This is a genomic window from Paenibacillus allorhizosphaerae (genome assembly GCF_042659105.1).
Taxonomy (GTDB): domain Bacteria; phylum Bacillota; class Bacilli; order Paenibacillales; family NBRC-103111; genus Paenibacillus_G; species Paenibacillus_G allorhizosphaerae.
The window spans coordinates 100,058-123,680 of sequence record NZ_JBHSRV010000011.1 but is presented as its reverse complement, the minus strand read 5'-3'; the positions used below and the strand labels follow the sequence as shown (position 1 = coordinate 123,680).

Annotated in this window: 21 protein-coding genes and 2 pseudogenes; 21 read left to right on the top strand and 2 right to left on the bottom strand. The window is 50.6% G+C overall.

Annotated elements, in window-relative coordinates:
• Positions 1-144: 144 nt before the first annotated feature.
• The 6 genes and pseudogenes from ACFQI7_RS28925 to ACFQI7_RS28900 all read left to right on the top strand — a co-directional run bounded on the left by ACFQI7_RS28925 (position 145) and on the right by ACFQI7_RS28900 (position 6,672).
• Positions 145-1,290: a Gfo/Idh/MocA family protein gene (locus ACFQI7_RS28925; RefSeq protein ID WP_218100947.1), complete on the top strand. Its 1,146-nt coding sequence runs from the start codon at positions 145-147 to the stop codon at positions 1,288-1,290.
• A 331-nt stretch (positions 1,291-1,621) separates the two neighbouring features.
• A pseudogene (locus ACFQI7_RS28920) lies at positions 1,622-3,014 on the top strand (IS1182 family transposase); the annotation flags it as partial.
• Between the two features lie 413 nt (positions 3,015-3,427).
• A complete protein-coding gene (locus tag ACFQI7_RS28915) occupies positions 3,428-3,721 on the top strand; it encodes an AbrB/MazE/SpoVT family DNA-binding domain-containing protein (protein ID WP_218100946.1) in 294 nt (97 codons plus the stop codon).
• 5 nt (positions 3,722-3,726) lie between these two features.
• Positions 3,727-4,119, top strand: a complete 393-nt coding sequence (locus ACFQI7_RS28910; protein ID WP_218100996.1) for a type II toxin-antitoxin system death-on-curing family toxin — start codon at positions 3,727-3,729, stop codon at positions 4,117-4,119.
• A gap of 602 nt (positions 4,120-4,721) precedes the next feature.
• Positions 4,722-5,363, top strand: a complete 642-nt coding sequence (locus tag ACFQI7_RS28905) for a YfbR-like 5'-deoxynucleotidase (protein ID WP_218100945.1) — start codon at positions 4,722-4,724, stop codon at positions 5,361-5,363.
• A 223-nt stretch (positions 5,364-5,586) separates the two neighbouring features.
• A pseudogene (locus tag ACFQI7_RS28900) lies at positions 5,587-6,672 on the top strand (glycosyltransferase).
• Positions 6,673-6,886: 214 nt separating this feature from the next.
• Here the strand turns inward: ACFQI7_RS28900 and ACFQI7_RS28895 are convergent.
• On the bottom strand, positions 6,887-7,684 hold the full coding sequence (locus ACFQI7_RS28895; protein WP_218100944.1) for a YheC/YheD family protein: 798 nt from the start codon (positions 7,682-7,684) through the stop codon (positions 6,887-6,889).
• A gap of 173 nt (positions 7,685-7,857) precedes the next feature.
• On the opposite strand from ACFQI7_RS28895, the gene ACFQI7_RS28890 reads away from it, so the two are divergent.
• From ACFQI7_RS28890 to ACFQI7_RS28870, 5 genes are all read left to right on the top strand, one after another.
• On the top strand, positions 7,858-9,087 hold the full coding sequence (locus ACFQI7_RS28890; protein ID WP_230415287.1) for a phenylacetate--CoA ligase family protein: 1,230 nt from the start codon (positions 7,858-7,860) through the stop codon (positions 9,085-9,087).
• A gap of 6 nt (positions 9,088-9,093) precedes the next feature.
• Entirely contained in the window at positions 9,094-10,077 is a 984-nt protein-coding gene (sbnA, locus tag ACFQI7_RS28885; protein WP_218100943.1) for a 2,3-diaminopropionate biosynthesis protein SbnA, read from the top strand.
• A 3-nt stretch (positions 10,078-10,080) separates the two neighbouring features.
• Positions 10,081-11,061 (top strand): 2,3-diaminopropionate biosynthesis protein SbnB, encoded by a 981-nt coding sequence (locus ACFQI7_RS28880; RefSeq protein WP_218100942.1) that lies wholly within the window; start codon positions 10,081-10,083, stop codon positions 11,059-11,061.
• Between the two features lie 185 nt (positions 11,062-11,246).
• The gene (locus ACFQI7_RS28875) at positions 11,247-11,558 is read left to right on the top strand and encodes a hypothetical protein (protein WP_218100941.1); all 312 of its coding nucleotides are present in this window, start codon (positions 11,247-11,249) and stop codon (positions 11,556-11,558) included.
• Positions 11,559-11,859: 301 nt separating this feature from the next.
• A complete protein-coding gene (locus ACFQI7_RS28870) occupies positions 11,860-12,219 on the top strand; it encodes a helix-turn-helix domain-containing protein (protein ID WP_218100940.1) in 360 nt (119 codons plus the stop codon).
• Between the two features lie 326 nt (positions 12,220-12,545).
• On the opposite strand, the gene ACFQI7_RS28865 is transcribed toward ACFQI7_RS28870, so the two are convergent.
• Positions 12,546-14,204 carry a stalk domain-containing protein gene (locus ACFQI7_RS28865; protein ID WP_377518017.1) on the bottom strand — a complete coding sequence of 553 codons (1,659 nt, stop codon included), beginning with the start codon at positions 14,202-14,204 and terminating at the stop codon, positions 12,546-12,548.
• A gap of 199 nt (positions 14,205-14,403) precedes the next feature.
• Between ACFQI7_RS28865 and ACFQI7_RS28860 the strand changes: the two genes are divergently transcribed.
• From ACFQI7_RS28860 to ACFQI7_RS28815, 10 genes are all read left to right on the top strand, one after another.
• Entirely contained in the window at positions 14,404-15,732 is a 1,329-nt protein-coding gene (locus ACFQI7_RS28860; RefSeq protein WP_218100938.1) for an ATP-binding protein, read from the top strand.
• 178 nt (positions 15,733-15,910) lie between these two features.
• The gene (locus ACFQI7_RS28855; RefSeq protein WP_218100937.1) at positions 15,911-16,537 is read left to right on the top strand and encodes a CBO0543 family protein; all 627 of its coding nucleotides are present in this window, start codon (positions 15,911-15,913) and stop codon (positions 16,535-16,537) included.
• Positions 16,538-16,553: 16 nt separating this feature from the next.
• Positions 16,554-17,012 carry a hypothetical protein gene (locus ACFQI7_RS28850; protein WP_218100936.1) on the top strand — a complete coding sequence of 153 codons (459 nt, stop codon included), beginning with the start codon at positions 16,554-16,556 and terminating at the stop codon, positions 17,010-17,012.
• Positions 17,013-17,323: 311 nt separating this feature from the next.
• Positions 17,324-17,722 (top strand): DoxX family protein, encoded by a 399-nt coding sequence (locus ACFQI7_RS28845; protein WP_218100935.1) that lies wholly within the window; start codon positions 17,324-17,326, stop codon positions 17,720-17,722.
• 65 nt (positions 17,723-17,787) lie between these two features.
• A complete protein-coding gene (locus ACFQI7_RS28840) occupies positions 17,788-18,738 on the top strand; it encodes a ring-cleaving dioxygenase (RefSeq protein WP_218100934.1) in 951 nt (316 codons plus the stop codon).
• On the top strand, positions 18,735-19,346 hold the full coding sequence (locus tag ACFQI7_RS28835) for an alpha/beta hydrolase (protein WP_218100933.1): 612 nt from the start codon (positions 18,735-18,737) through the stop codon (positions 19,344-19,346). The genes ACFQI7_RS28840 and ACFQI7_RS28835 overlap by 4 nt, the downstream gene beginning before the upstream one ends.
• 136 nt (positions 19,347-19,482) lie before the next feature.
• Positions 19,483-20,097: an NAD(P)H:quinone oxidoreductase gene (gene wrbA / locus ACFQI7_RS28830; RefSeq protein ID WP_218100932.1), complete on the top strand. Its 615-nt coding sequence runs from the start codon at positions 19,483-19,485 to the stop codon at positions 20,095-20,097.
• Between the two features lie 182 nt (positions 20,098-20,279).
• Positions 20,280-20,801 (top strand): LysM domain-containing protein, encoded by a 522-nt coding sequence (locus tag ACFQI7_RS28825; protein WP_218100931.1) that lies wholly within the window; start codon positions 20,280-20,282, stop codon positions 20,799-20,801.
• A 180-nt stretch (positions 20,802-20,981) separates the two neighbouring features.
• Positions 20,982-22,337, top strand: a complete 1,356-nt coding sequence (locus tag ACFQI7_RS28820) for an ABC transporter substrate-binding protein (protein ID WP_218100930.1) — start codon at positions 20,982-20,984, stop codon at positions 22,335-22,337.
• A gap of 153 nt (positions 22,338-22,490) precedes the next feature.
• On the top strand, positions 22,491-23,594 hold the full coding sequence (locus tag ACFQI7_RS28815) for a GIY-YIG nuclease family protein (RefSeq protein ID WP_218100929.1): 1,104 nt from the start codon (positions 22,491-22,493) through the stop codon (positions 23,592-23,594).
• Positions 23,595-23,623: the final 29 nt, after the last annotated feature.

Here is a 23,623-nt window from a genome sequence, read left to right as displayed (position 1 = left end):
ACGGATAAAACACACATATTGCTATCCTTTCGTGACACGTAACGTTATTTGGATTTCGTCTCTTGTACTATAAGATAAAAACAGTCGAAAGTGTTGTCAAGCGCGGTAGACGTAAATATTTCGTAAAAAAAGGAGATCGAAATTATGGATCCTATTCGGATAGGTGTAATCGGTACTGGAGGACGAAGTGGAATAAGCAAATATTGGCATCAGCCGGGCGGAAGATCGATCATTGTGGCCGGCGCAGACATTAGAGAGTCCGAGCTTTCCCGGTTCGCGAAAGAGCTGAATTCCGACGTCATGACGACGCTGGATTATCGTGAGATGCTGGAGAGAAAGGACATTGATGCGATTGTGATCACTTCTCCCGATTATTGTCACGAGGAGCATGCGATTGCGGCGCTGCAAGCCGGAAAGCACGTATTCTGCGAGAAACCGCTCGCCATTACGGTGGAAGGCTGTGACCGTATACTGCGAACCTGGAAGCAATCGGGCAAGCAGCTAATGGTCGGCTTCAATATGCGGTATATGAACATGTTCCGGACGATGAAAGAGATTGTCGATTCGGGGGTTATTGGGGAAATCAAGGCGGTGTGGGTCCGCCATTTCGTCGGGCGTGGCGGCGATTACTATTACCACGATTGGCATGCCAAATCGGCGAATACGACTTCCTTGTTGCTGCAAAAAGGGTCTCACGACATCGATATCATCCATTGGATTACTGGCCGGAATACCGTCAAGGTAGCTGCTTTTGGTGGGCTCGACTATTTTGGCGGGGAGCGGCCGGATGATCTGTCTTGTTCCAACTGCCCGGACAGTGATACGTGCGTGGAATTCAATACGGCTCCGAGACGGACGCAATGTGCTTTTCGCAGGGAGGTGGATGTAGAGGACAACAACGTTGTCATTATGGAGTTGGAGGGCGGCATCAAGGCATCGTATTTGCAATGTCACTTCACTCCGGACTATCACCGGAACTATACTTTTATCGGGACGGAAGGCCGGCTTGAAAATTCGGAACCGGAAGGCAAAGTATACGTCAAGACAAAACGATCCCACTCCGAACGCGTATTGGCGGATCGGGTATACGAGATCAAATCGGCTTCGGGTACCCACGGGGGGGCTGATCCGGTGATCTGCAAAGATTTCGTCGATATGATTCTGGAGGGCAAGCCGCCTGTCGCTACACCGCTCGCCGGGCGTATGAGCGTGGCCGTTGGCTGTGCTGCGACGGAATCGATCCGAAGCGGCGGGTGCGTTGTTCATATTCCTCCATGTCCGCTGACATGACGGGACGGGGAAATCAGTCTAGGTCCAACCAACTTTTGGTGCAGAATAATTTAGCGATAATGATACGTATTAGGGTAATGACAAATGATTTTCTGCATATACTTATTCCGCTCCTGCTTAACCAACCTCAGCATCACGCGGCGACGGATTGTGGATTTGCCAAGCCACGATTCGTCTCCATACAGAAAAAAGACACCTGAGAGAGAGCCCTGCAAAACGAATACAGTATTTGTAAAAAGCGACCCAGTACCGCAAAGGTGCTGGGTTTGTTGTATTCTGAAAAAAAAGGAAAAGTGAGTTGAGCGTAGTTGCTGCATTCAGCCAGACAAGCATCGTAGATTTCGGTTTCATTTACGACTTAGTGAAAGCATCATACTGTATGTATTACGGCAGACCGGCTAACGAACCGGAACTGCTGTTTCGTCTGCTGTTTTTACAGATCCTCTTCAATCTTTCAGACGAGCGGGTCGTTCAGGAAACACAGGTAACTTGGCCTACAAATGGTTCGTCGGTTTAAATCCTGAAGATGCATTGCCAGATGCATCACAGCTTTCACGGTTTCGCAACCATCGCCTGGGCGCTACTCATGTAGATGATGTACTGAAGCAGGTAGTTAGGCAATGTATCGAGCACGGCCACATCAAAGGCAAGATTATCATCCTGGACGCGACCCACACCCAAGCAGCGGCACAAAAGCAGCAGCCGCTCGACGTACTTCGCGATGCAGCCAAGCGACTCTTTCGAGTTGTGGTCAAGCGGCATCCTAAGTTAGAAAAAAAATTGCCAGCATTGCCGAGAGTGAAGAGTAATGAGCCAGAAGCAGAGCGTATCATGTTACGTTATTTAGCTGGACTCGGAGAAAAGGTGGAGAACTTGTTGCCTGACCATGAGGGCGCGATCAGCGAGAAATTACATATCGCGAAACAGATTGTGGAAGATGAGCGTCTGCTCGCAAACAAAGGTATTCGCTCGGCGATTGATCCAGAAGCACGGTTCAGCTGGAAGAGCAGCTCAAAGTCATTTTTTGGATACAAAGAACACCTAGCCAGACCGAGAATGAGATTATCACAGCTGTGGAAGTTACGCCAGGAACAAGCGATAACGGTAAGCAGTTGACTGCTCTTTTGGCACAATCCAAATCAAACGGCGTTGAAGTTAAGGAGATCATCGCAGATACGGCCTATTCAGGTAAAGATAATTTAGCTGAAATGAAAAAGGAATCCATACTACCTATTGTCCCTCTAAACCCCGTCGTCCACGAGGGAGGCGAGCGCCAAGAAGGTTTCGAGTACAACAAAGATGCAGACTTTGTGGTTTGTCCCGCTGGCAAACATAGCCTTCGCAAAGCGGTTCAAGGCAGCAAGAAAAGCGGAAAGAGCCGTTCGTTAGTCTACTATTTTGACGTGGAGAAATGCAAAACTTGTCCACTGCGCGACGGTTGTTACAAGCCAGAGGCCAAGAGTAAGACCTACTCGATCCGGATTATTGCTGAGCACTTCCAGGATCAAATCGAATTTGAACTTAGCGATACGTTCAAAGAACGGATCAGGCGCAGACCCATAATTGAGCACAAGAACGCAGAGATGAAGAGATTCCACGGAATGGCCACAGCCAAATACCGAGGTCTATTTCGCATGCGAATACAAGCTTATCTCACTGCATTCGTCGTCAATGCAAAACGAATGGTTAAGTTAATAGAACAGAAGCAGCCCGCCCTTGGATGAGGGACGAGCTGCTTTTTTCATTTTCTTATTCACTTTTCCAATTCTAGATAACCACTTTTCTTAAAAGCAGGGCTTTTGCAGGGCTCTCTGAGAGGGTGTCTTTTTTTGTTGGAGAAACGAAAGGGGAAGCGAAGCCCTAGGGGTTCAGAACGCGGAACGGAGCAAAGCGGATTGAGCACGACATGGACATGTACTGCTAAGGTTGTCCTCGTCGAGTGGGCGTCGTGAGCAGGGAGATGGAGGAATTCGATACTCCCCTCGTCTTCATACTCAGTAAGAGGGCCTCAGTATACAGCTGAGGCCCTTTTGCTATGTAGAGAGATTTGATATAATGTACATATGTTATAAAAGTTATTACTGTTATAAGGTATAACTTATTGAGTGCTGTCATACTATAGAGAAGGAAAATGAACATGAATGGTGTGGTCAAAGTGACAATTGATAAACGGAATGTGACTCGTTATTCCCGCAAAATAGGACGAATGGGAAATAGCCTGGGAGTAAGCTTGCCTAAAAGCTTAGCTGCAAAGTTGAATGTTTCGCTAGGGGATGAAATCGAATTTATTGAAAATGATAGCGGTGAAGTGGTGTTGAAAAAAGCTCGGCAAGGCCAACTGCCTGATAATGTCCGATCTGAAGTTCTTGAAGCGTTCTTTGATGTATTTGAAGAAGATAGAGGCATTCTTGAGGACTTAAGGGATCGATGAAAGAAATGATAAACTTTCTTACCAAAGAAGAGGTTATTTCAGCACACTATTTTATGATGAAAAAAATGAATGACGCAGAGCAAGCAGGCGTGAAAGATCATGGTCTGCTGGAATCTGCGGTACATAGGCCCCAGCAAAGTGTTTTTGGAGAAGACGCTTATCCAACTTTATTTGATAAGGCCGCAGCCTTGCTGGAATCTCTGGTGAAGAATCATTGCTTTTATAATGGTAATAAGCGGACAGCCTATCTGGTTACCAAATCTTTCTTGATGCTGAATGGATATCATCTGCAAATGGAAAGGGAATATGCAGTGGAGTTTATCGTAGATATTGCAAAAGGTTTGCATTCGTCGGATACTATCGCTCGTATTTTGAATGAACATTCTGAAGAAAGATGATTCAAGGACTTCCCTAAGTGATCTCAAAACTGCGGTTACACTCTTAGAAAATCGAATGGAGTAATTTTGGGACAGGGATTTAAGTCCCCTCGCTCCACAAGTATGAAAGCCGAACGCATGAGGTTTTTCACTTTAGATTAATGAATTGTGCTGATCTTATTTATTTTCTTGAGTATAGATATTGGACGACGATCGGGTAACATCAAAACTATAACATCACCCGTAGAAGCCTGTGTGGCGTTATCTTCGGACAGGGGTTCGACTCCCCTCGTCTCCATACAGAAAAAAGACACCTGAGTGGGTGTCTTTTTTTGTTGCAGAAACAAAAGGTGAAGCGAAGCCCTGGGGGTTCAGATCGCGCGGGGAACGGAGCACTTTTTGAGGAACGTTAATTAATCTTGAAAAGTTAATACGCAGCTGCCCGTCTATTCCGTCCTGCCATAGGTTGCTCTGATCCTGCAAGGCGAGCCCTATTCGATTGATTGTTACATTTAACAATATCACGGACCAGATTTTATCCCTATTTCACAGGCGACCACTATACTGAATGTAGTCCCCAAATATGACCAAGGTTATTACATTGATATAGGAGGGATCACAGTATGGGAATCCATGCATATTTTCGCTCTTTAAATGAACTGGAACGAATCATTCGCTGCCCGGGGAAATTTAAATTTGAAGAACATAGTGTTGCGGCCCATTCATGGAAAGTCGTTCAATATGCCAAAACGCTTGCTGATATTGAGGAACAAAACGGCGCGAGCATCGACTGGAAAAAGCTTTACGAAATCACGAGCAGCCACGACTACGGCGAAATCTTCATTGGAGACATCAAAACGCCGGTCAAGCATGCTTCGCCCGAACTTCGCCTGCTCATACAAAAAGTAGAAGAAGGCATGGTGTACAACTTTATTGAGGAACACATCCCGCAAGAGTACAAGCCTATTTTCCATAATCAGCTGCGCGAGGGCAAAGACGGCTCTATCGAAGGATTGATTTTAGAGGTAGCCGATAAAATGGACCAAGTGTATGAAGCGTTCGCCGAGCTGCAAAAAGGGAATACGGAGAAAGAGTTCGTTACGATGTACCGGAATGCCTTAATCAAAATTAAAAATATGAGACTATACTGTGTTGAATATTTTCTGAATCACATTTTGCCGGACATGATCAATGACGAACATATTTCGTCCGTTGACATCAAACGGATAACGGAAGAAGCTTTGGCGCTTAACAGCGAAGCGTAGGCGCAATTTTACGATGCAAGAAATCGGTTTCGATGAGGCGGTTATCGCAGATTCTCTGCAATAGCTGCTTTTCTTTATTTATAGCTAGGCAGCGTCAGTAACGCTAGAATCGCTTATGCATAATATATAAAAGCTTTATTCCGCGTATGTTGAAAAAAGTTCAAAACGAAGCGGCAAGGATATAGAGCTTTACCCGCCGGCATTACGCTAACCGAGGTGTGTTATGGCAACCGTCAGCTTATGTATGATCGTGAAAAACGAGGAGGACGTCATCGCCCGATGTCTGGACTCCGTGGCTGGGCTTGTGGATGAGATCAACATTGTGGACACGGGCTCCGACGACAGAACGAAGGAGATCGTTAGCGCCTACACGGACTGATGCTTTGATTTTGCATGGATCGACGATTTCGCCGCGGCGCGAAATTATGCTTTTCAGCAGGCGACTTGCGATTATATTTTTTGGCTTGATGCGGATGATGTTTTGCTGGAGGAAGACCGCGGCCGATTTCTGGAGTTAAAAACCGGTCTCCCTACGGAAGTCGATTCGGTAACCATGCACTATAACCTTGCTTTAGATGCCGGCGGCAATGTCATGTACAGCTTGCGGCGCAACCGGCTTGTCAAAAGAGAGAAGCATTTCCGGTGGATTGGTGCCGTTCATGAATACTTGGAGGTATACGGCCGCATTATACACAGTGAAATCGCGGTTACGCATAAGGGCAATGATCATGATTCCGACCGGAATCTGCGCATTTATGAGAAGCGTTTGGCGCAAGGCGAGCCGTTCTCACCACGGGATTTGTACTACTATGCCAATGAACTGTCCGATCACCGGGAGTACGCGAGAGCGGCGGAAGCGTACATCCGTTTTCTGGATACGGGAGAAGGCTGGGTTGAGGACAATATCAATGCTTGCCTCAAACTGGGCGATTGCTACATGAACTTGGGACAGCAAGAGCAAGCGTGGGACGCGGTTTGCCGCTCCCTTCTTTACGATGCACCGCGTGCCGAGGCATGCTGCAAGCTGGGATTTTATTTGCTGCTCCGCAACGAGCCGGCCAGAGCTGTTTTTTGGTATAAAGCGGCGACCCGGTTGGAGAAACCGGACCTTTCCTTGGGCCGATTTCAACACGAATGCTGGACGTGGCTCCCCCATTTGCAGCTATGCGTCTGCTATGACCGGTTAGGCGATTATGAAAAGTCGTATTTTCATAATGAAGAGGCCCGCAAGCTCGTCCCGTATGACGAAAGGGTGCAGCTCAATAAAGCGTATTTGGAGAAAAAACTAAACCTACCTGCGGACGAGTAACCGCTGATCTAGCATAGGGATACACTGTGCTTTGCGTCAGCCATTGATTGACAAACGAGATGGAACAAGTGCTAGAACGTTCGAATAAATATGAAAATAAAGCCTCCAGCTTCCACGGCAACCGTGATGTTGGAGGCTCTTTGCGTCCCATTGGAACCGGCGTATGTGACACAACGATTATGGGACTGCCGCTTTCATTTCATAACCAACCTTATTACCGTACGCATGATGGGGCCTTTTTCGATTTGTTGCAAACCAAAGGGTACCGTTTGCCGTAGGCTTTGGCGTAGGTGATTATTTTGCGAATAGCTTCCTTGTCATCCAGCTTGGTGAACGGACAAGGGTCGGGGCGGGTATTGACTTCCAATATCCACGGCGTCAAGCGGCGGTCAATGCCGATATCGATTCCGAGCTCGTTCATTGCGGGATACGTACGGCCGATGCGGGCGGCAGTCAGGCGGGCAAGACGGTTCATTTTGCGCAAAAGCTCGGCGGTCTGATCGCTGCCCGCGAACGGTTTTAACAGATCCTTGGCCGCATAGATCGTGCCGCCCTGACTTCCGTTCGTCACTGCTTTTTGCGGGTGGGCCAGCCGTGCGGCGGTCCCCGTAGGTTCCCACCTGCGGGCAGGACTTTTTTGGATCATGATGCGAAAGTCAAAAGGGCGCCCCTGGTATCGCAACAAATGAATCCCTTTTTGGATAAGGTAGCGTTTGCTGCCGATGCGTTGTTTTAAAGATTGGACCATTCCTTGAAACGTACCGAATGTATATATGTTCATGCCGCTTTGATAACGATAGGCGCTCCTACGTTTCTCTACCCGCACTACGCCAATTCCTTGCGAACCGCTATCCGGCTTCACATATACCATTCCGTATCGCCCCAGCATTTCAAGCAGTTGGCTCTGTGTAAATGGACGAGTAACGGGTACATGCTTTGCCAGCTCCGGATGCTGGAGAAGCATTCGAGCTTTCAACAGCTTGCTGGCAACGGAATTCCGACTGTTTTTCATCTTGCCTTCCTCATTTCCGATTAGTTCTTCCCCACATCATACGGAGCTCTACTTCTATAGGTGATAGTGCATTTTTTTGAGTTGGGAAAAGAACAGGTTCAAGCAGCCCGCATATGTTATAGAAGGTTGAAATGGAATAGATCGGAAGAAAATGTAGGGAGGCGAAGAAGCGAATGCGTTTGCCAACAAGTCTCAAGCAAACGATGGGACGCATGTCGCAGTATTGTCCCTGGTACTTGCAGAAACTCGGCGTAGGGAAAGAGAGCGACTCAGAGGATACGGCTTTGGAATCGCTGCCTTTGATAACGTCTTCCGTGCTGGAGACCCATTATTACTCGGAGAGCAATCCTTTGGCGAAGCGTGACGATATACACTGCTACCGCACGTCAGGAACGAGCTCCGGCCGGCGCAAAGCGATTTATTACTCGAATGCGGACGAAGAGGCGTATATACGCATCAAACTCGACGTCTTTCGGGCGATCCTGGGGACGAACTCTTTTCGGACAGCGATGGCCGACATGGGTACGGGGCATGCCGAAGCGACGGCCGTTGAAGTGTTTCGCCAGCTCGGGATGGAGGTCGAATCGATTTCCTTCCGTCTGCCGATTGAACGGCATATCGAGCGGCTGGCTGAATGTAGGCCCGAAGTGCTATATACGATGCCGTCGATTTTGGATCGCATTTTGCAGGCATCGGCGAACCCGGCGGATTACGGCATTCGCCATGTTATCCTGGTGGGGGAAATCGCTTCGCCGGTCTGGATCCGGCAAGCGGCCAAACGGCTCGGCCTCGACGCGAGGCAAATCACGGATACGTACGGATCGATTGAGATCGGTACGATTGCTTATTTTTCTCACGAGCACGGACGGTATGTATTAGCGGAAGGAATCGTTGCCGAAGGGATCGGCCCGGAGCGGTTGGAAGAAGGACTGGAGCCGCTTGGAGCCGGCGATGAGCAGGTGCTCGTGTTGTCCTCAGCCGTGAGAGAAGCTTTCCCTGCGCTGCGTTACGTCACTTACGATATCGTGCGCGATCTGCGCCCGATCTGGGTGGCCGGCGTGTTGCGGCAAAGCTTCAAGGGCATCGTGAAAAGGATCGGTCCCGACTTGAAGCACGGCGAAAAGATTAGCATTTACGATATTGAAGAAGTTGTATTTCATCATCTAAGCGATGCGAGTGTGCGCGTGAAAGTAGCTGGCAATGCGCTAGTCGTGTATGTATACAGCCCGGCAGCGACGGCAGCGGTGATGGAGCGAATCCGGGACGATGTGGAGAGCCGCATTCCGGAGATCGGCATGATGATTCGGGCCCGCCTTCTCGGCGATATTCGCGTGGAGCAAGGCGCTCTGGAAGATACGTTATATGGCAGTGCAGTCAAGAACAAAAAAATATTTTATGAGTGAGAAGGGATGAGCTTGAAGCTGGAGGGTGGAATAGCCGATACGATCGGCGGTACGCCGTTAATTCGGCTCAATCGTTTATTCGGCGGCGAGTCGTTTCAAGTAAACGGAAAGCTGGAGGGAATGAACCCCGGGGGGAGCTCCAAAGACAGACCTGCGCTGTATATGCTTCGCGAGGCGATACGTCGCGGAGAAATCACAAGCGATACTGTCGTGATTGAATCAAGCTCGGGCAATTTGGCGATCAGCCTCGCGCAATTATGCTGTTACTTGGGGCTCCGGTTTATTTGCGTCGTAGACCCTCGTACAACTGAGCAGCATAAGCAAATTATTCGCGGCTTTCGCGGAGAGATTGATCTGGTTTCCGAGCCCGACCCGGAGACAGGGGAGTTTTTACCGGCGCGGATCCGGAGGGTGGGCGAGTTGGTTCAGCACATACCGAACGCTTATTGGACCAACCAATACGGCAACCCGGATAACTACCTTGCTCACGCGGAAACGACGATGAAGGAAATCGGGGAGCAGCTCGGAGAGATCGACTACTTATTTTGCGGTGTCAGCTCATGCGGCACGATACGTGGCTGTAGGGAATACATCGACAGGCAGCAATGGTCTACCAAGATCGTAGCCGTCGATGCGGTGGGGAGCGTTATTTTTGGCGGGGAGAAAGGCCCGCGCAAGTTTCCGGGTCTGGGGGCGGGGATAGCGCCCGGTCTGTACCGGCAAGACGTGGCGGAACTCGTCGTGCATGTGTCGGACATGGATTGTATTCGGGGGTGCCGCGAGCTCATCCGGTACGAATCGATATTGGCCGGTGCATCATCCGGCGGCATCATTTCCGCCATACGACGAATGGCGGATAGCATTCCCGCGGGTTCGGTATGTGCGGCGATATTGCCGGATCGCGGCGAAAGGTATTTGGACACGGTATATAACGACGATTGGGTGCGGCGGGAGCTTGGCTTCGACCCGTCGATAACGTATGGAGGATAGAACATGATTTATTTACACGACGGCCATATTCGTGAAATCGGAATCGATTGGCGAAAGTTAACGGACATCATCGAAGACATTATCGAAATCAAGGAAGGAGGAGACTGCGTTCATCCGCTGAAGCCGTATTTGCGGTTTCGTGAACCGGTGAATCGGATTATTGCCATGCCGGCTTTCGTCGGCGGGAGCTTCCATATGGCGGGGATCAAATGGGTGGCCAGCTTTCCTGAGAACAGTCGGGTCGGGCTTCCTAGAGCGCATAATACGATTATTCTCAATGATCCGGCGACGGGAGCGCCGGCCGCTTTTTTTCACAGCGGTTTGCTGAACGGGTTGCGCACGGCGGCAGTAAGCGGGCTTATGCTGAAAGCGTACCTTGCCGCACGGCAGCAAGCAAAGCTGCGAGTGGGCATCATCGGATGGGGGCCAGTCGGCCGTCTTCATCTGGACATGTGCGTCAGGTTATTAGGCGAGAAGTTGGAGCGTGTAACGTTATATGATCTCAGAGGGATCGACCCGGTTACGGTGCCGGAATCCGTTCGAGAGATAACGGAAATTGCAGACGACTGGATGTCGGTGTATCGCAACTCCGATATTTTTGCCACCTGTACGGTTTCCGATCACAGATATATCGACGAGGCGCCTGCGGATGGAATGCTGCTGCTTAACATCTCTTTGCGGGATTACAAGCCGGAAAGCGTAGCGAAAGTGAAAGCCGTTGTCGTTGACGACTGGGTGGAGGTATGCCGTGAGAATACCGATGTGGAACTGCTTCATAACGAATACGGTCTGAACGAATCGAACGTCCTCACGATGGCGGACATCGTATGCCGCAACGGGTTGGAAGCATTCGAAAGGGAGGAACCCGTATATTTCAATCCGATGGGTCTGGCCATATTCGATATTGGCGTAGCCGCTTATTATTGGAAGGAAGCATTGCGGCAAAGAAAAGGCGTCATACTTGAGCATGCGCAGCAACAGTAGTCTTCTTCTCTGCCTTCGGATCTGTGTTTTTTCAAGCCGCCTCTCCAGCCATCCAATGGACGATGAAGCGGGCCGCTTTCGGCGAGCCGTAACATTTTTTAGCTTGCCAAGCTATAAACATCCATATATTTCTTAAGTCGTTAATATATTATATGGAAAATATGAGTTAGGGAGGCGTTGGAAAAATGACTGGTTCCAGAGTCCTGAAATGGATCACCGGGGCATTCGAGGTGTTCCTAGCAATTCCTGTTGTTGGCGCTGCCGTAGTGTTGGGGAGCGCTTACACCGCTTTAGGAGTGATGTTCATTCTGCACGTGATTACGTTAATTCTCTCCGCCAAAAATAAAGAACCGTTTTATGGCTCCATCTTAGGGATTATCACCTCGGTATTAGCCTGGATTCCGCTGCTGGGCTGGATCTTGCACTTGATTACAGGCATTTTGCTCATGGTGACCGCCGCACAAAAATCGAAGCCATCCGTTTCGAACCAATCCTAGCTATATGTCTTCGTCCAGAATCGCCGGAAGTTGCGGCTGTGTTCTGCTATGAAGATGTGGGTAGCTGTTCGTTATAAAAGTACGGTAGGACTACTCTACACAAGAAAAAGGAGCTCAGCACATCCGCTGAGTTCCTTTTTCTTTTATAAGCCATCGTGTCGGTAGGAAGCTTCAAGTTGCATGAGCATGTTATGCAAGAAGTTGCGCTGGATATAGGCGCTTTTGCTTCCGTTGTTCCTCCAAGAGCCGCATCATCCATCGTTGAATGATACGGGTATAAGGCGTAGCGTAAGCCGGAGAGATGGAGCGGGAATTCGCCGTCACGGGTAAAGATTCGAGCGACCCGCTCATGCAGCTTGCGGCCGGGTATATGCATCGGCATTTGTTCGAGGACATGAGCATGAAGCAAATCGCCGAGAAGCTGGGGATCGGCCAGTCACAGCTGACCCGGCGTTTTTGCGCGGCATACGGAGCTACCCCCGTGGAATATGTAACGAGGCTGCGCCTCGAAGAAGTGAAGCGGCTGCTGCTGGAAACCGACGAGACGCTTGACGGCATTGCCTGCCGCTGCGGGTTCGAGAACGGGTCTTATTTGAGCCGCGTGTTCAGCGCCAAGACCGGAATGGCTCCCTCGTTGTTCCGGCATAACTATCGAATCTAGCTGTCTGGCCGCTGGGGAGATGTCGATGGAAAAGCAGAGCCGCGGTCTTCATAATTTGTGCAAAAACATTGAATTGTAAGAATATCCACAAAATTATACACAATATTCACAGCTTGCAACCGCTTGCTGTGCATAAACCGACAAGCAGCTGTCAACATATCCACAAGTTGATATATCCACATCATAAAGCTGAGCGGAGGTTGTTCTCGAGGAGCGATAGTGCGGAATGGAGGCATCGGCCGCTTGAACACAGGATACCGGCCTTACGGCAAACAACAAAAAGGAGCTTTGGCTCCTGGGCCAAAAGCTCCTTGACGGTCGAATCCTTAATAGGCGATCTTTACGGTGCGGGTCGCTTCAACGTAATCGACTTTCGCGCCCAGCACTTCGGCGAGCAGCCGGACCGGCACCATCGTGTTTTCGTCGATTAACCGGGCAGGCGTGTCTGTTGTTTTCACCGTGCCGTTGATTTCATACTGATTGGTGTTCGTATAAAGCGTAACTTTCAATGCGCCCTTCGTATAGACGGCCGCGCGCTTCGCATTGTCCCATTCCACATTCGCTCCAAGCGCTGCCGCCAGATCGCGGATGTACAAATACGAGAAGCCGTCGACAATGAGCGGCGGTCTCTTCATCGGGAATGGGATGCCGTCCACCTTGTAGTTTGTGTCGTCCAGGCCGAAGGCGGCTACCCGCTCCACCGGCGCTGCGGTGACATAATACTTTTTATAGTCTGCCGCATTTTGATGCAGCTTCTGTTTGCCAAGCGAGGCGACCGGCTCTGTCGTAAAATCCCATTCCTTCGTCTCTGCGGTGCTGGTGCCGTCCGTTTTCACGGCCTCCAGCTTCAGCTTCACATGATAACGGGCATCCGCTTCCAGCGGCTTGCGCGGAATCAAAATGATGGCATTCGTCAGGCTATCGTCATTGTCCGGCGAATTGGCCAGAAAGTCGACCGGCTTGTTGCTGCTGTCCAGCAGCTCGGCGCTGACCAGTTTGACCTTGTCGATCCCGGTTCCGAAATATTGCGCCATAATCGGGTAACCGGCGGGATACGTGGCTCCGCTATGCATGCGCAGCGGGTCCGGCGCCTCATACCCGTCAAAATCGGTAGGTACAAACCGGTCGCCGGGAGCCGGCGAAACGACAAGCTGCGAGCTGCTGGCCGGTGTCAGGCCGAATAAAATAACGGTATAATTGCCTACTCTTCCGACGCCGACTTCTTGAATGGACGGGTCCAGAAGCGGGCTTCTATGGTACGGTGCGTCGAATAACGCATCGATCGCCTCTTTGACCGCTCCTTTGAGCAGGGCGGCGTCCTCGCCGATGCCGCCTACAGAATAGCCGAAATATTTGGCGCGGTCGATTGGCTTTTTACCGGTAAACCCGGGTTTTCCCGGCTCCTCGTCATGCAAGCTGATCCGGTTCTCTTTCGTTTGATTGACCTTGTTATCTTCCAAATATTTGGCGTGTGCGGTAGCGCCGGCATTGAGCATATCGTTGAACTTGACGGGGCTTAGTCCGTAGATCGTCCGATAGTCGTTCAGCGCGGACAAGCCGTCCTGCTGCTCGGAAGTAGCAGCCTGAAACTGCTTTAGCGCGTTGGCAGCAACCGTAAACTTCCACGATTGTTCCATCGGCATATAGCCTGCATAAGTAATCGAGATGTCCACCTTGTATTCGCCCGGCGCGAGGTCTTGGGTTGGCGTGTAGCTTAACGTTCCTTTGCCGTCATACGCAACCGTTACGCTTTTGCCGTTCACATACATCGAATAAGCTACAGGCTGCATGCCCAGGTCTGTCGTGAAGTAGTACGTAATTGTGGGACGGGTGACGCCGATCGTATCGTTCGGAGCGGTTCTGTAACTGTATGTGGAATCCGCTCGAACCTCGTGTGCGAAAAAGGCGAGATTCGCGCATCCGAGCATCAACGCCAAACAAAACATCGCGACGAATTTGGTCAGACGATTCGTATGTTTCATCATTCTCCTCCTCGTTTCTCTATCCGTTTTGAGTGGATTTGTTCCAACTGTTTGTATTCGTCATGGATCGACAAAACCCTTTTTCAAAAAAATTACCATACTTGTCATGAGCAATTTTTCACAATATGTAGTAGGGTATATCAAAAATAGGCATAGTTTGATATAGTGATACAGTAGTAATCCATCGATTTCGGAGGCCATAATGTCTATTTTCAAAACGGTTCAACTGAGCCATAAGGTGAATGTTGAGAACGGAGCGCGCATTCTGTATAGCTATGATTCCGTAGAAGGGTATTTGCGCAATGCCATGTCGTTTATACAGAGCGCCGTGGACTTCGGTCAGCATGTCATATTCATAGACAGTATGGAACGCTTCGAGTCGATTGCCGCACGGTTGAAGTCGGATAGGCCTCGGAACGATTTTACGTACGTCCATTTTGTGGACAACGGCGATTTTTTCCGGAGACATGACGATTTTCAGTTTGAGAAAGTGCTGACGGACGTGAAAAGAATCATAGAGCCATCCAAGTGGAAAGAAGAGCTTTCGGTGAGGATATGGGGTCATGCGGACTGGACGCTGGAACAGGTAAAAGCTGCGCCGAATGCGGCCAAACGCGTGATCGTAACGGACGAGTTCGGGTATTTCACCGTATGCTGCTATGATGGAAACGCCATTCCCGCCTCGGCCCAGAACGAGAAACTGAAAACCCACGAATACTTAATGACGGATCAGAATATGATCCATTCCAATATGTATCGCAGTCACCGCAACAAACAACTGCTTCCGTCACACTCCGCGCAGTACGAAATCGAGACGGAAATGGACTTTTATAAGCAAAAGCTGGATTTCGTTCATGCCGTATCGCATGAGGTTCGCAATCCGTTAACGGTGATTAAGGCGTATTCCATGCTGTTGATGCAGAAGGCCGAGGACGAGGCGGACCGCGAAAAATTAAAGGCGATTTGCGACTACGTGATGCTGATCGATAATGAAATCAGCCATATTATCAATACGGAGCAGTTGCTTACGACCGAGTCGTTATGGCTGCGCAAGCAAGTGGTGCCGAAGGCGCTGCTGGCTGAAGTTACCGAGATGATGGAAGTGAAGGCGCGGACGCAAGGAATGAAACTGGTCAGCGAAATTTCGCTTTCGGATGGAGATCAATTGCTCAGCAATGCGATCGGTTTTAAGCTGATCGTCTCGAATATACTTAGCAATGCGGTAAAGTACAGCTATGAGGGCGGCTCCGTGTTTCTCCATGTATATACCGACAACTTGCGGCTCCATATTGTTGTAAGAGACTACGGTGTAGGCATCGGGAAAGAGCAGCTCGGGCTGTTATTCCGCAAATATGAGAAATTCAATGAAGAGAAGGGCGGTCAAGGCATCGGCTTGTTTATGGTGAAAAAGCTGGTCGATTACTTTGACGGCGAAATCGAAATCAAGAGCAGTCCGAACGAAGGGACGGTTGTCACCGTTATACTTCCTTTGCAGCCTGAGCCTGTCCTTAACGACGCTGTTGCCGAATGAAGCAACGTCAAGTATGAGAATGAAGAGCACTTCCAACCGCATGTCAGCGGCGGAAGTGCTCTTTCGCGTATACAGTCCGCCGCGAACGGCATGTAGATCTTAGTAAATTTTTCAAGACATATATTCGTTTCCCTATTGAATACTAATGTTAACCATTCAATGCAGGGAGGAATTCAATTTGGAACGGATCTTGATAAGAATGCTGTTTGTTTCTTGTTTGGCGGCGGCTCCCTTTATATTGAAGCGTAAAAACTTGCCTATGTATTTAACCATATTTTTTGCCAAAGGCATTTTATCAAGCGCTGTCGATTCGATTTTCATCAAAAGAAATAAAATCGAATATCCGGTCCGGCCATTCCCGAAAATTTTTGACACCAATATTTTGTATGACCTGTTGTTTTATCCGCTGCTTAGCGTCGTCTGGGTCCGATGGACCGATCGTTCGAAGCCTTTGGGAATGATCCTGAAGAGCTTATGCTTTAGCGTCCCGATGTCCGTTGCCCAATGGATCATGGAGAAGAGGACAAAGTTGTTTAAATGGAGATCATGGTCCGTTCTGCAAACTTTTGCATATATCAACTTCACGTTATTTGCTATCCGAGCTCTTGCAGGAGGCGTACGTAAGCTTACGAAAAAAAATAAGCCGACCCGGGAAAAATTGGACATGTACCGGTCCAATCGATTAACGATGCCATCCCGCATCAAAAATATCGTGATGCAGCCGTCTGCCGCAAAAATGAACATTCCGCTTCGTCCCGTTCAGGAGCCGTCGATAGATTCCGAATCTGCCGATTTGATTCATTAATGCCCGTGAAGCCGCTATGACCACATCCAATAAAATCGAAAAGCTGCTGTGGGCTATCGCTCTTCCCGGTTTCGGCCAATTTTTGAACAAAAAGTATGTAAAAGGGATTACCTTAATCATATTGGAATTCGTGATCAACACGCAGGCTCATTTGAACCTTATCATTATATACAGTTTTCACGGCGATATCGCCGGGGCCATCCATGCTACGGATTACCACTGGCTCATGTTTTACCCGTGTCTATATATGTTTGGCATGTGGGATGCCTACAAAGATGCGGGGACGACCGCACCATACGCGTATCTCCCGTTCGTATTAGGCGCTTTCTTCGGCACCGTCGGAATCATTTATTCGGCAAAGCTGAAGCTGTTCGGCGTTCTATTCGGTCCGGTGTGGTTGCCCATGCTCTTTGCATTTATTGGAATATTTACGGGCATCGTCATGTTTCAAATCATACGCAGAGCGAGAAGGTAGCTAAGTTATGCGGCCGTATGAAGCTTTCATACGCCGCATAGCCCTTCTTAAATAAATAGGACATTGCGGGATACATTTTTTTGATTAACCTGTTGACAGGATTCGAAAAATAATATATCTTTAAATCAAGATAAATGAATTTGAGATATCGAGGAGATGGTGTCCATGCTGAACACAGTAGAAAGACGGAAGATCATCGTAATGATCAAACGAGCCGGTAAATGGGCGAAGTATAGATAGAAGCGATGATTTTTTGTCAAATGTCTCAAATTAAAGATACTTAAAATTATAATAATTGGAGGATGATTTTCATGATGGCGTTAGGGTTATTGCTTATTCGTTTGGTTGTCGGTTTGTTGTTTATCGGGCACGGTGCCCAAAAACTGTTCGGCTGGTTCGGCGGTTACGGTCCGAAAGGAACGGGCGGATGGATGGAATCGGTGGGCATTAAGCCAGGAATAATAATGGCAGTTGTCGCGGGATTCATGGAATTGGTCGGAGGGGTGCTCTTCGCCGCCGGCTTCGTGACTCCGCTGGCCGCGGTGCTCATCGCGGCAGCCATGCTGGGCGCCATCGTCAAAGTGCATGGCAAAAACGGGTTATGGGCGGACGCGAACGGCATTGAATACCATCTGGTGCTGATCGCCGTCGTTGTCGGGATCGCTTTGACCGGGGCCGGTTCTTATTCGCTGGATGCCCTGATTCAATAATCGAACGGCTATCTAATTACAATAAACGGCATTGCTTGACGCAATGCCTTAAGGGAGGAATTTATATGACACTGCAAACGGCAGGAATTCATCATATTACCGCTTTCGCACGCGATCCGCAGGCGAATGTCGATTTCTACGCGGGGGTTTTGGGGCTTCGCCTCGTTAAAAAAACAATCAACTTTGATGCGCCCGAAGTATACCATCTTTACTTCGGCGACCAGGCGGGAAGCCCGGGAACGATCATTACCTTCTTCCCTTGGCCGAATTCGCGTAAGGGAACGATCGGAGGCGGCCAGGTCGGCATCACTTCATATGCGGTGCCCGTCGGATCGCTTCCGTTCTGGGAGCAGCGGCTGGCAAGCTTCGGCATCGAGACGGCAAAAGTAAGCCGGTTTGCAGAACAATATCTTCAATTTACCGACAACGAAGGCTTGCGCCTCGAGCTGGTCGAACGTGCCGAAGGAGCCCAAAGCCAATGGACTTTCGGCGGCATAACTTCCGATCAAGCGATCAAAGGGTTTGGAGGAGCTGTGCTGTTCAGCGTCAATCCGCAGCGGACCATGAATGCGCTGGAGCAGTTGCTCGGGCTGGAAAAGGTTGCGGAAGACACGGCCTATGCCCGCTTCCGTTCCCAAGGGGACATCGGCAACGTGATCGATGTGCCACTGGCCGCGATGAGCCGGGGCAGCGACGGCGCGGGAACCGTGCACCACATTGCGTGGCGCGCCTCGGATTTCCCGCAGCATGCGGATTGGAGAAGCACCGTGGAAACGTACGGCTATCATCCGACGCCGATCGTGGACCGGCAATATTTCAATGCGCTGTATTTCCGGGAAGCCGGCGGCATCTTGTTCGAGATCGCTACCGATCCGCCGGGATTTGCCCGTGACGAACCTGCCGATCAGCTAGGATCGCGTCTGATGCTGCCCGATTGGTTTGAGCCGCACCGCACGCAAATCGAGGCGAACCTGCTCCCGATCGAAGTGAGAGCACTGGAGGGGAAATCGGTATGAAGCATATTTTTGAGCAGGGCACCCGCCAGGAAGCTCCGACGTTAGTACTTTTCCATGGCACGGGAGGAACGGAGCGCGATCTGCTGCCGCTCGCCCGCAAAATTTCTCCGGTATCGTCCGTTCTCAGCCTTCGAGGCAATGTGCTGGAGAACGGGATGCCGCGCTTCTTCCGACGTCTCGCGGAGGGCGTGTTCGACGAGGAGGACTTGGTCGTCCGAACGAAGGAAGTTTATGAATTTCTTGATCAGGCTGCAAGCGAATACGGGTTTGACCGGGGCAACGTGGTGGCGGTCGGTTACTCCAACGGAGCCAATATGATCGGCAGCCTGCTGTTTCACTATACGCAAGCGTTAAAAGGCGCCATCCTTCATCATCCCATGGTTCCGCGCAGAGGCATTCCTCTTCCTGATTTGACCGGGGTCCCGGTGTTTATCGGAGCGGGTACGAACGATCCGATTTGTTCGGCCGGGGAAACCGAAGAGCTGCAGCAGCTTCTTGGCACAGCCGGCGCCTCCGTTGACGTAAGATGGGAGCACTTCGGTCATCAGCTGACGTATACGGAAGTGGACGCAGCGGCTTCCTGGTTTCAAATGCATTTCAAGAGTTGAGTCACCTTCACGGTTGGAGGCCGGATACGGCTTCCAAGAATGCGGTCCTTCACCGAAGGTAATAATAAATCCGGTGTGTAAAGCGGATTTCCACGATGAAATTTCGGCACCTATTATGAACAGGAGTGTGCAATCCATGGCAAATGTGAATCTCGCGATTATTTACTACAGCTCTACCGGAACGAATTACCAGCTCTCCCAATGGGCAGCGGATGGGGGGAAAGAAGCAGGCGCGGAAGTAAAAGTATTAAAGGTACCCGAGCTTGCTCCACAAGCCGCGATCGAATCGAACCCTGCTTGGAAAGCCCATGTGGAAGCGACGCAAAACGTGCCGACCGTGTCCTTGAATGATCTAGAGTGGGCGGACGCCATTATCTTTAGCGTCCCGACGCGCTTCGGGAATATGCCCGGTCAAATGAAGCAATTTCTCGATACGACAGGCGGACTCTGGTTCCACGGGAAGCTTGCGAATAAGGTCGTAAGCGCAATGAGCTCGGCGCAAAATGCGCACGGCGGACAGGAGCAAACGATTCTTCAATTGTATACGTCGATGTATCATTGGGGCGCTATTGTTGCTGCGCCAGGCTATACGGATCCCGTTATATTCGCATCCGGCGGAAATCCATACGGCACCAGCGTGACGATCGATCAGTCCGGCAAAATGGTCGAAGATGTGCAGAACGCAGTGAAGCATCAAGCCAAACGCACCGTTGCCGTAGCTCAAGCGGTGAAGTCGGGGCTTAATCAATAATCAAGCAAGGCATACCCTGCGGTTGGATGGTGATTAAGGCTCATATGTCATGAGCCTGACTCATCGTACAACCGCAGTTTTCTTTTTTGGAAATAACAATGCAAGCATGGAACCCATGGGGGCGGCCGCCCATACAATACATAGTCGAATGACCCTACTACGTTCACAGGAGGTTGCATTACATGGATCGTGCATTTTTCCCTTTTGGCGGCTTCGGGCCCTTTGGTTTCGGACCGTTTGGCGGGTTCGGAGCGCCTTTCTTTTTTCCCGGCCGCAGCTTTTTTCCGTTTTTCACTTTATCTCCGTTCTTTTTTCCGTTTTTCCGGGGAGAAGAGGACCGGGACGGCACTTACTATGCGCAGCATCATTGCCAGGAAGGCGATTCTTACGAAAGGCTGGCGGACATGTATAACGTCCCACAGCCGATTCTTGAAACGATGAACCCGCATATCGAGCATCCGCAAGCTTTATCTCCGGGCCATATCGTGTACATTCCGAGACTGAACAAAATGTACTGCCATAAAATGTACTTAGAGCAAGAGACAGCCGGTGCCGAGAATGCTGCTCCCATGTATACTTCACCGATGCAGGCAGCCCCGTATCCAATGCAAATCCCGCAGTACCCCGCGCCGAACGCCGGGCCGACGGCGGCTTATCCGATGCATACCGGGCCGAATGCGGCATATCCGTACACCGGCAAATAAATGATGCGTACCGGCGGCTTCGCCGCCGTCGCAAGGAAAGACAGGTTACTGTCCGGATGCGGTCCGGGACAGGCAACCTGTCTTTTAATTGTCGGAAAATTGCAAATTTTCATTCTTTGCCGCATAGTAAAATGATGAATCTACTTTAATATGGGGCGAATTTTATAGGGGGGCTGGAGGATGGAAACAAAACGATGGAGCTTGCTGCTTACGGCGGCTTTGATGGCTTCACTCATGACGGCATGCGCAGGGAGCGGCGTTCCCGGCGGAAACGGCGGAGCGACGGTTGGCACGCCATCCGAGGGGAAGGACCCGGCTGCAAGCAAGCCGCCGGAGCCTCCGGCCAATACCGGGCCGAAGGAAATTACGATGTACACGGCCGGCGGGACGATCGACGAGAAAGCGTTCAACGACATGTACGGCAACGCCATCCGCAAAAAGTTTCCCGACGTTACGCTGAAATACATTCCGAGCGGCAAAGGCTCGACACTCCAGGAACTTCTATCCGCCGGAACGACGATCGACATCGTGTTCGACTCGATCGGATATGCCTACAATTTCCGAAACTTCGGCCTCCAGTACGATATGACCCCGTTGATCAAAGCCAAAAACATCGACCTCAGCAAATTCGAGCCGTCCACTATTGAATTCCAGCGCAGAGTAGGCAACGGAGCGATCTACTCTTTGCCGGTTTGGACCGCGACGGCGGCGCTGTATTATAACAAAGACATTTTCGATAAATTCGGAGTCCCTTACCCGAAGGATAACATGACCTGGAGCGAGATATACGATTTGGCGAAAAAGCTAACCCGCTCCGAGGGCGGGGTGCAGTATGTCGGCTATGTTACGGCGGCCGGCTCGCAAGCGAATACGAATCAGCTCGGCTTGAAATTCGTCGATCCCAAAACCGGAAAGGCGCAGATCGACAACGAGGATTGGCGGAAGTTTATGCAGAGCATCGTTCAGTTTTTCCAGTTCTCGGGGATGCAGTGGACCGACCAGAACAGTACGGTGGCGGCGATGCGGGCCATGTTCGAAAAAGATCGCACCGTCGCGATGTACACGAACTACAGCGGCGGAACGCCGCCGGACGATATGAACTGGGACGCGGTAACCGTACCTTCCTATGAGCAGGCGCCGGGAATCGGGCCGCAATCGTATCCCGCATATTTGTCGGTAACGAACTTGAGCAAAAACAAACCGCTCGCGTTCGATATCGTCGCTTACCTCGTTTCGGAGGAGTACCAGCTGGAAAATACGAAGCTGGGCCGAGCGACGGTACTCAACAACCGCGAAATATTGAAGCATTACGGCGAGTCGATGACGAAGTTCAAAGGGAAAAACATTGCCGCCATGTTCCCGCAGAAACGTGCCGAGCTCGGGACGTACGCGCCGGAGGAATCGATTGCATCGGCCAAATTCGCCGCTGCGTTTACCGATATCATCACGAACAAGAAAGACATCGTTACCGCCCTGAGAGATGCGAACGAGGCGGCCAACAAAGAAATCGAGACGTTGACGACGCAGAAAAAGTAAGCGAAGGAGCATGCTCGGCGTCTTTGAAAGGACCAACCCGCAAGTCATGGATACATGATGGAGGGAGGTCCTTTTTGTTTCCTCATTTTCTTTTCTTCTGTATCATATTACAATAGTTTCATAGAATACCCGGTTTCGGAGGAGGTCCCGCTCGTGTCCTTCGTGTTTCAAGCCGCCGATTATCCCGCAAGCCCCGGATGCTATATCATGAAAGATGCGGCGGGTCGCATTCTGTATGTCGGCAAATCCAAAAACTTGCGCAGCCGGCTGCGTTCCTATTTTACAAAAAACCACTCGCGCCGTAGAATTCGACAGTTGGTCGGCGAAATCGCCGCCATTGAAGCGGTGCTGGTCAATAACGAGGCGGAGAGCCTGCTGCTCGAAAATAATTTGATCAAAATCCATAAGCCTCCCTATAATCGGGCGCTGAAACGGGATAATAGCGGCTATGCGTATTTGCAGCTGACGAATGAACGGCTGCCGCGGCTTAGCGTATATTACCGGGATCGAAGGCGTACGGCCGAAAGGAAGACCGCGCCGGAGGTAGGGCCGGAACGGAGATTCGGTCCTTATCAGAACACGAGGTTCCGGGATGTGCTGCTTGAATTCGTTACGGAGCATTACGGGCTGCGCACCTGCGAGCCGATGCCGAAGCGAGCGTGCCTGCTGCTTCATATCGGCAAATGCAGCGGAATCTGCGAAGGCAACATCAGTGAAGCGGACTACCGGGAGCGGGCGGAGCAGGCTGCCGAATTGCTGGCGAACCGCGGACAAGAGCTGATCGGGGCCATGTATGCGAAGATGGAAGCTTATGCGGAGCGCCTGGAATTCGAGAAGGCACAGCGGATGCTCCGGTATATCCGTCTGCTGGAGCGAAAGCAGGACAAGCAAATTGTCGACCGGGAAAGCGCCGCAGACCAGGATGTCTTGTATTTCGGCGAAGACCGGGTGCTCGTCGCCAAAGTGCAGGAAGGGATGCTGCGGGATTTCCAGATGCACGAACTGGTCAGCGCTTATGCCGAACTGGCTTGCGATTCATTTCTTATCGCGCATTACGGGGAGCAGCGGCCGGACGAGCTCATCGTGAACAAAATCGCCGATCCGCGGAAAGTGCGCGCCGCCCTGCGCGTCGGGGGTAGCAAGCCCGTCAAGATTACGCTGCCGAAGCGGGGTCTCAAGCGGGACTTGCTCGAGTTGTGCAAAAACAATTACGATTACCGTATGAGCCGGGACCGCGATGGAAGGAATGAAGGATGATAGCCGTACCGGCGTTTCAAGCCGGATAA

Excerpts from the sequence above, each read along its gene's own strand:
- ACFQI7_RS28925 (WP_218100947.1), top strand. The coding sequence starts at position 145 with ATGGATCCTATTCGGATAGGTGTAATCGGTACTGGAGGACGAAGTGGA.
- ACFQI7_RS28915 (WP_218100946.1), top strand. The coding sequence starts at position 3,428 with ATGAATGGTGTGGTCAAAGTGACAATTGATAAACGGAATGTGACTCGT.
- ACFQI7_RS28910 (WP_218100996.1), top strand. The coding sequence starts at position 3,727 with ATGATAAACTTTCTTACCAAAGAAGAGGTTATTTCAGCACACTATTTT.
- ACFQI7_RS28905 (WP_218100945.1), top strand. The coding sequence starts at position 4,722 with ATGGGAATCCATGCATATTTTCGCTCTTTAAATGAACTGGAACGAATC.
- ACFQI7_RS28895 (WP_218100944.1), bottom strand. The coding sequence starts at position 7,684 with ATGAAAAACAGTCGGAATTCCGTTGCCAGCAAGCTGTTGAAAGCTCGA.
- ACFQI7_RS28890 (WP_230415287.1), top strand. The coding sequence starts at position 7,858 with ATGCGTTTGCCAACAAGTCTCAAGCAAACGATGGGACGCATGTCGCAG.
- sbnA (WP_218100943.1), top strand. The coding sequence starts at position 9,094 with ATGAGCTTGAAGCTGGAGGGTGGAATAGCCGATACGATCGGCGGTACG.
- ACFQI7_RS28880 (WP_218100942.1), top strand. The coding sequence starts at position 10,081 with ATGATTTATTTACACGACGGCCATATTCGTGAAATCGGAATCGATTGG.
- ACFQI7_RS28875 (WP_218100941.1), top strand. The coding sequence starts at position 11,247 with ATGACTGGTTCCAGAGTCCTGAAATGGATCACCGGGGCATTCGAGGTG.
- ACFQI7_RS28870 (WP_218100940.1), top strand. The coding sequence starts at position 11,860 with ATGGAGCGGGAATTCGCCGTCACGGGTAAAGATTCGAGCGACCCGCTC.
- ACFQI7_RS28865 (WP_377518017.1), bottom strand. The coding sequence starts at position 14,204 with ATGATGAAACATACGAATCGTCTGACCAAATTCGTCGCGATGTTTTGT.
- ACFQI7_RS28860 (WP_218100938.1), top strand. The coding sequence starts at position 14,404 with ATGTCTATTTTCAAAACGGTTCAACTGAGCCATAAGGTGAATGTTGAG.
- ACFQI7_RS28850 (WP_218100936.1), top strand. The coding sequence starts at position 16,554 with ATGACCACATCCAATAAAATCGAAAAGCTGCTGTGGGCTATCGCTCTT.
- ACFQI7_RS28845 (WP_218100935.1), top strand. The coding sequence starts at position 17,324 with ATGATGGCGTTAGGGTTATTGCTTATTCGTTTGGTTGTCGGTTTGTTG.
- ACFQI7_RS28840 (WP_218100934.1), top strand. The coding sequence starts at position 17,788 with ATGACACTGCAAACGGCAGGAATTCATCATATTACCGCTTTCGCACGC.
- ACFQI7_RS28835 (WP_218100933.1), top strand. The coding sequence starts at position 18,735 with ATGAAGCATATTTTTGAGCAGGGCACCCGCCAGGAAGCTCCGACGTTA.
- wrbA (WP_218100932.1), top strand. The coding sequence starts at position 19,483 with ATGGCAAATGTGAATCTCGCGATTATTTACTACAGCTCTACCGGAACG.
- ACFQI7_RS28825 (WP_218100931.1), top strand. The coding sequence starts at position 20,280 with ATGGATCGTGCATTTTTCCCTTTTGGCGGCTTCGGGCCCTTTGGTTTC.
- ACFQI7_RS28820 (WP_218100930.1), top strand. The coding sequence starts at position 20,982 with ATGGAAACAAAACGATGGAGCTTGCTGCTTACGGCGGCTTTGATGGCT.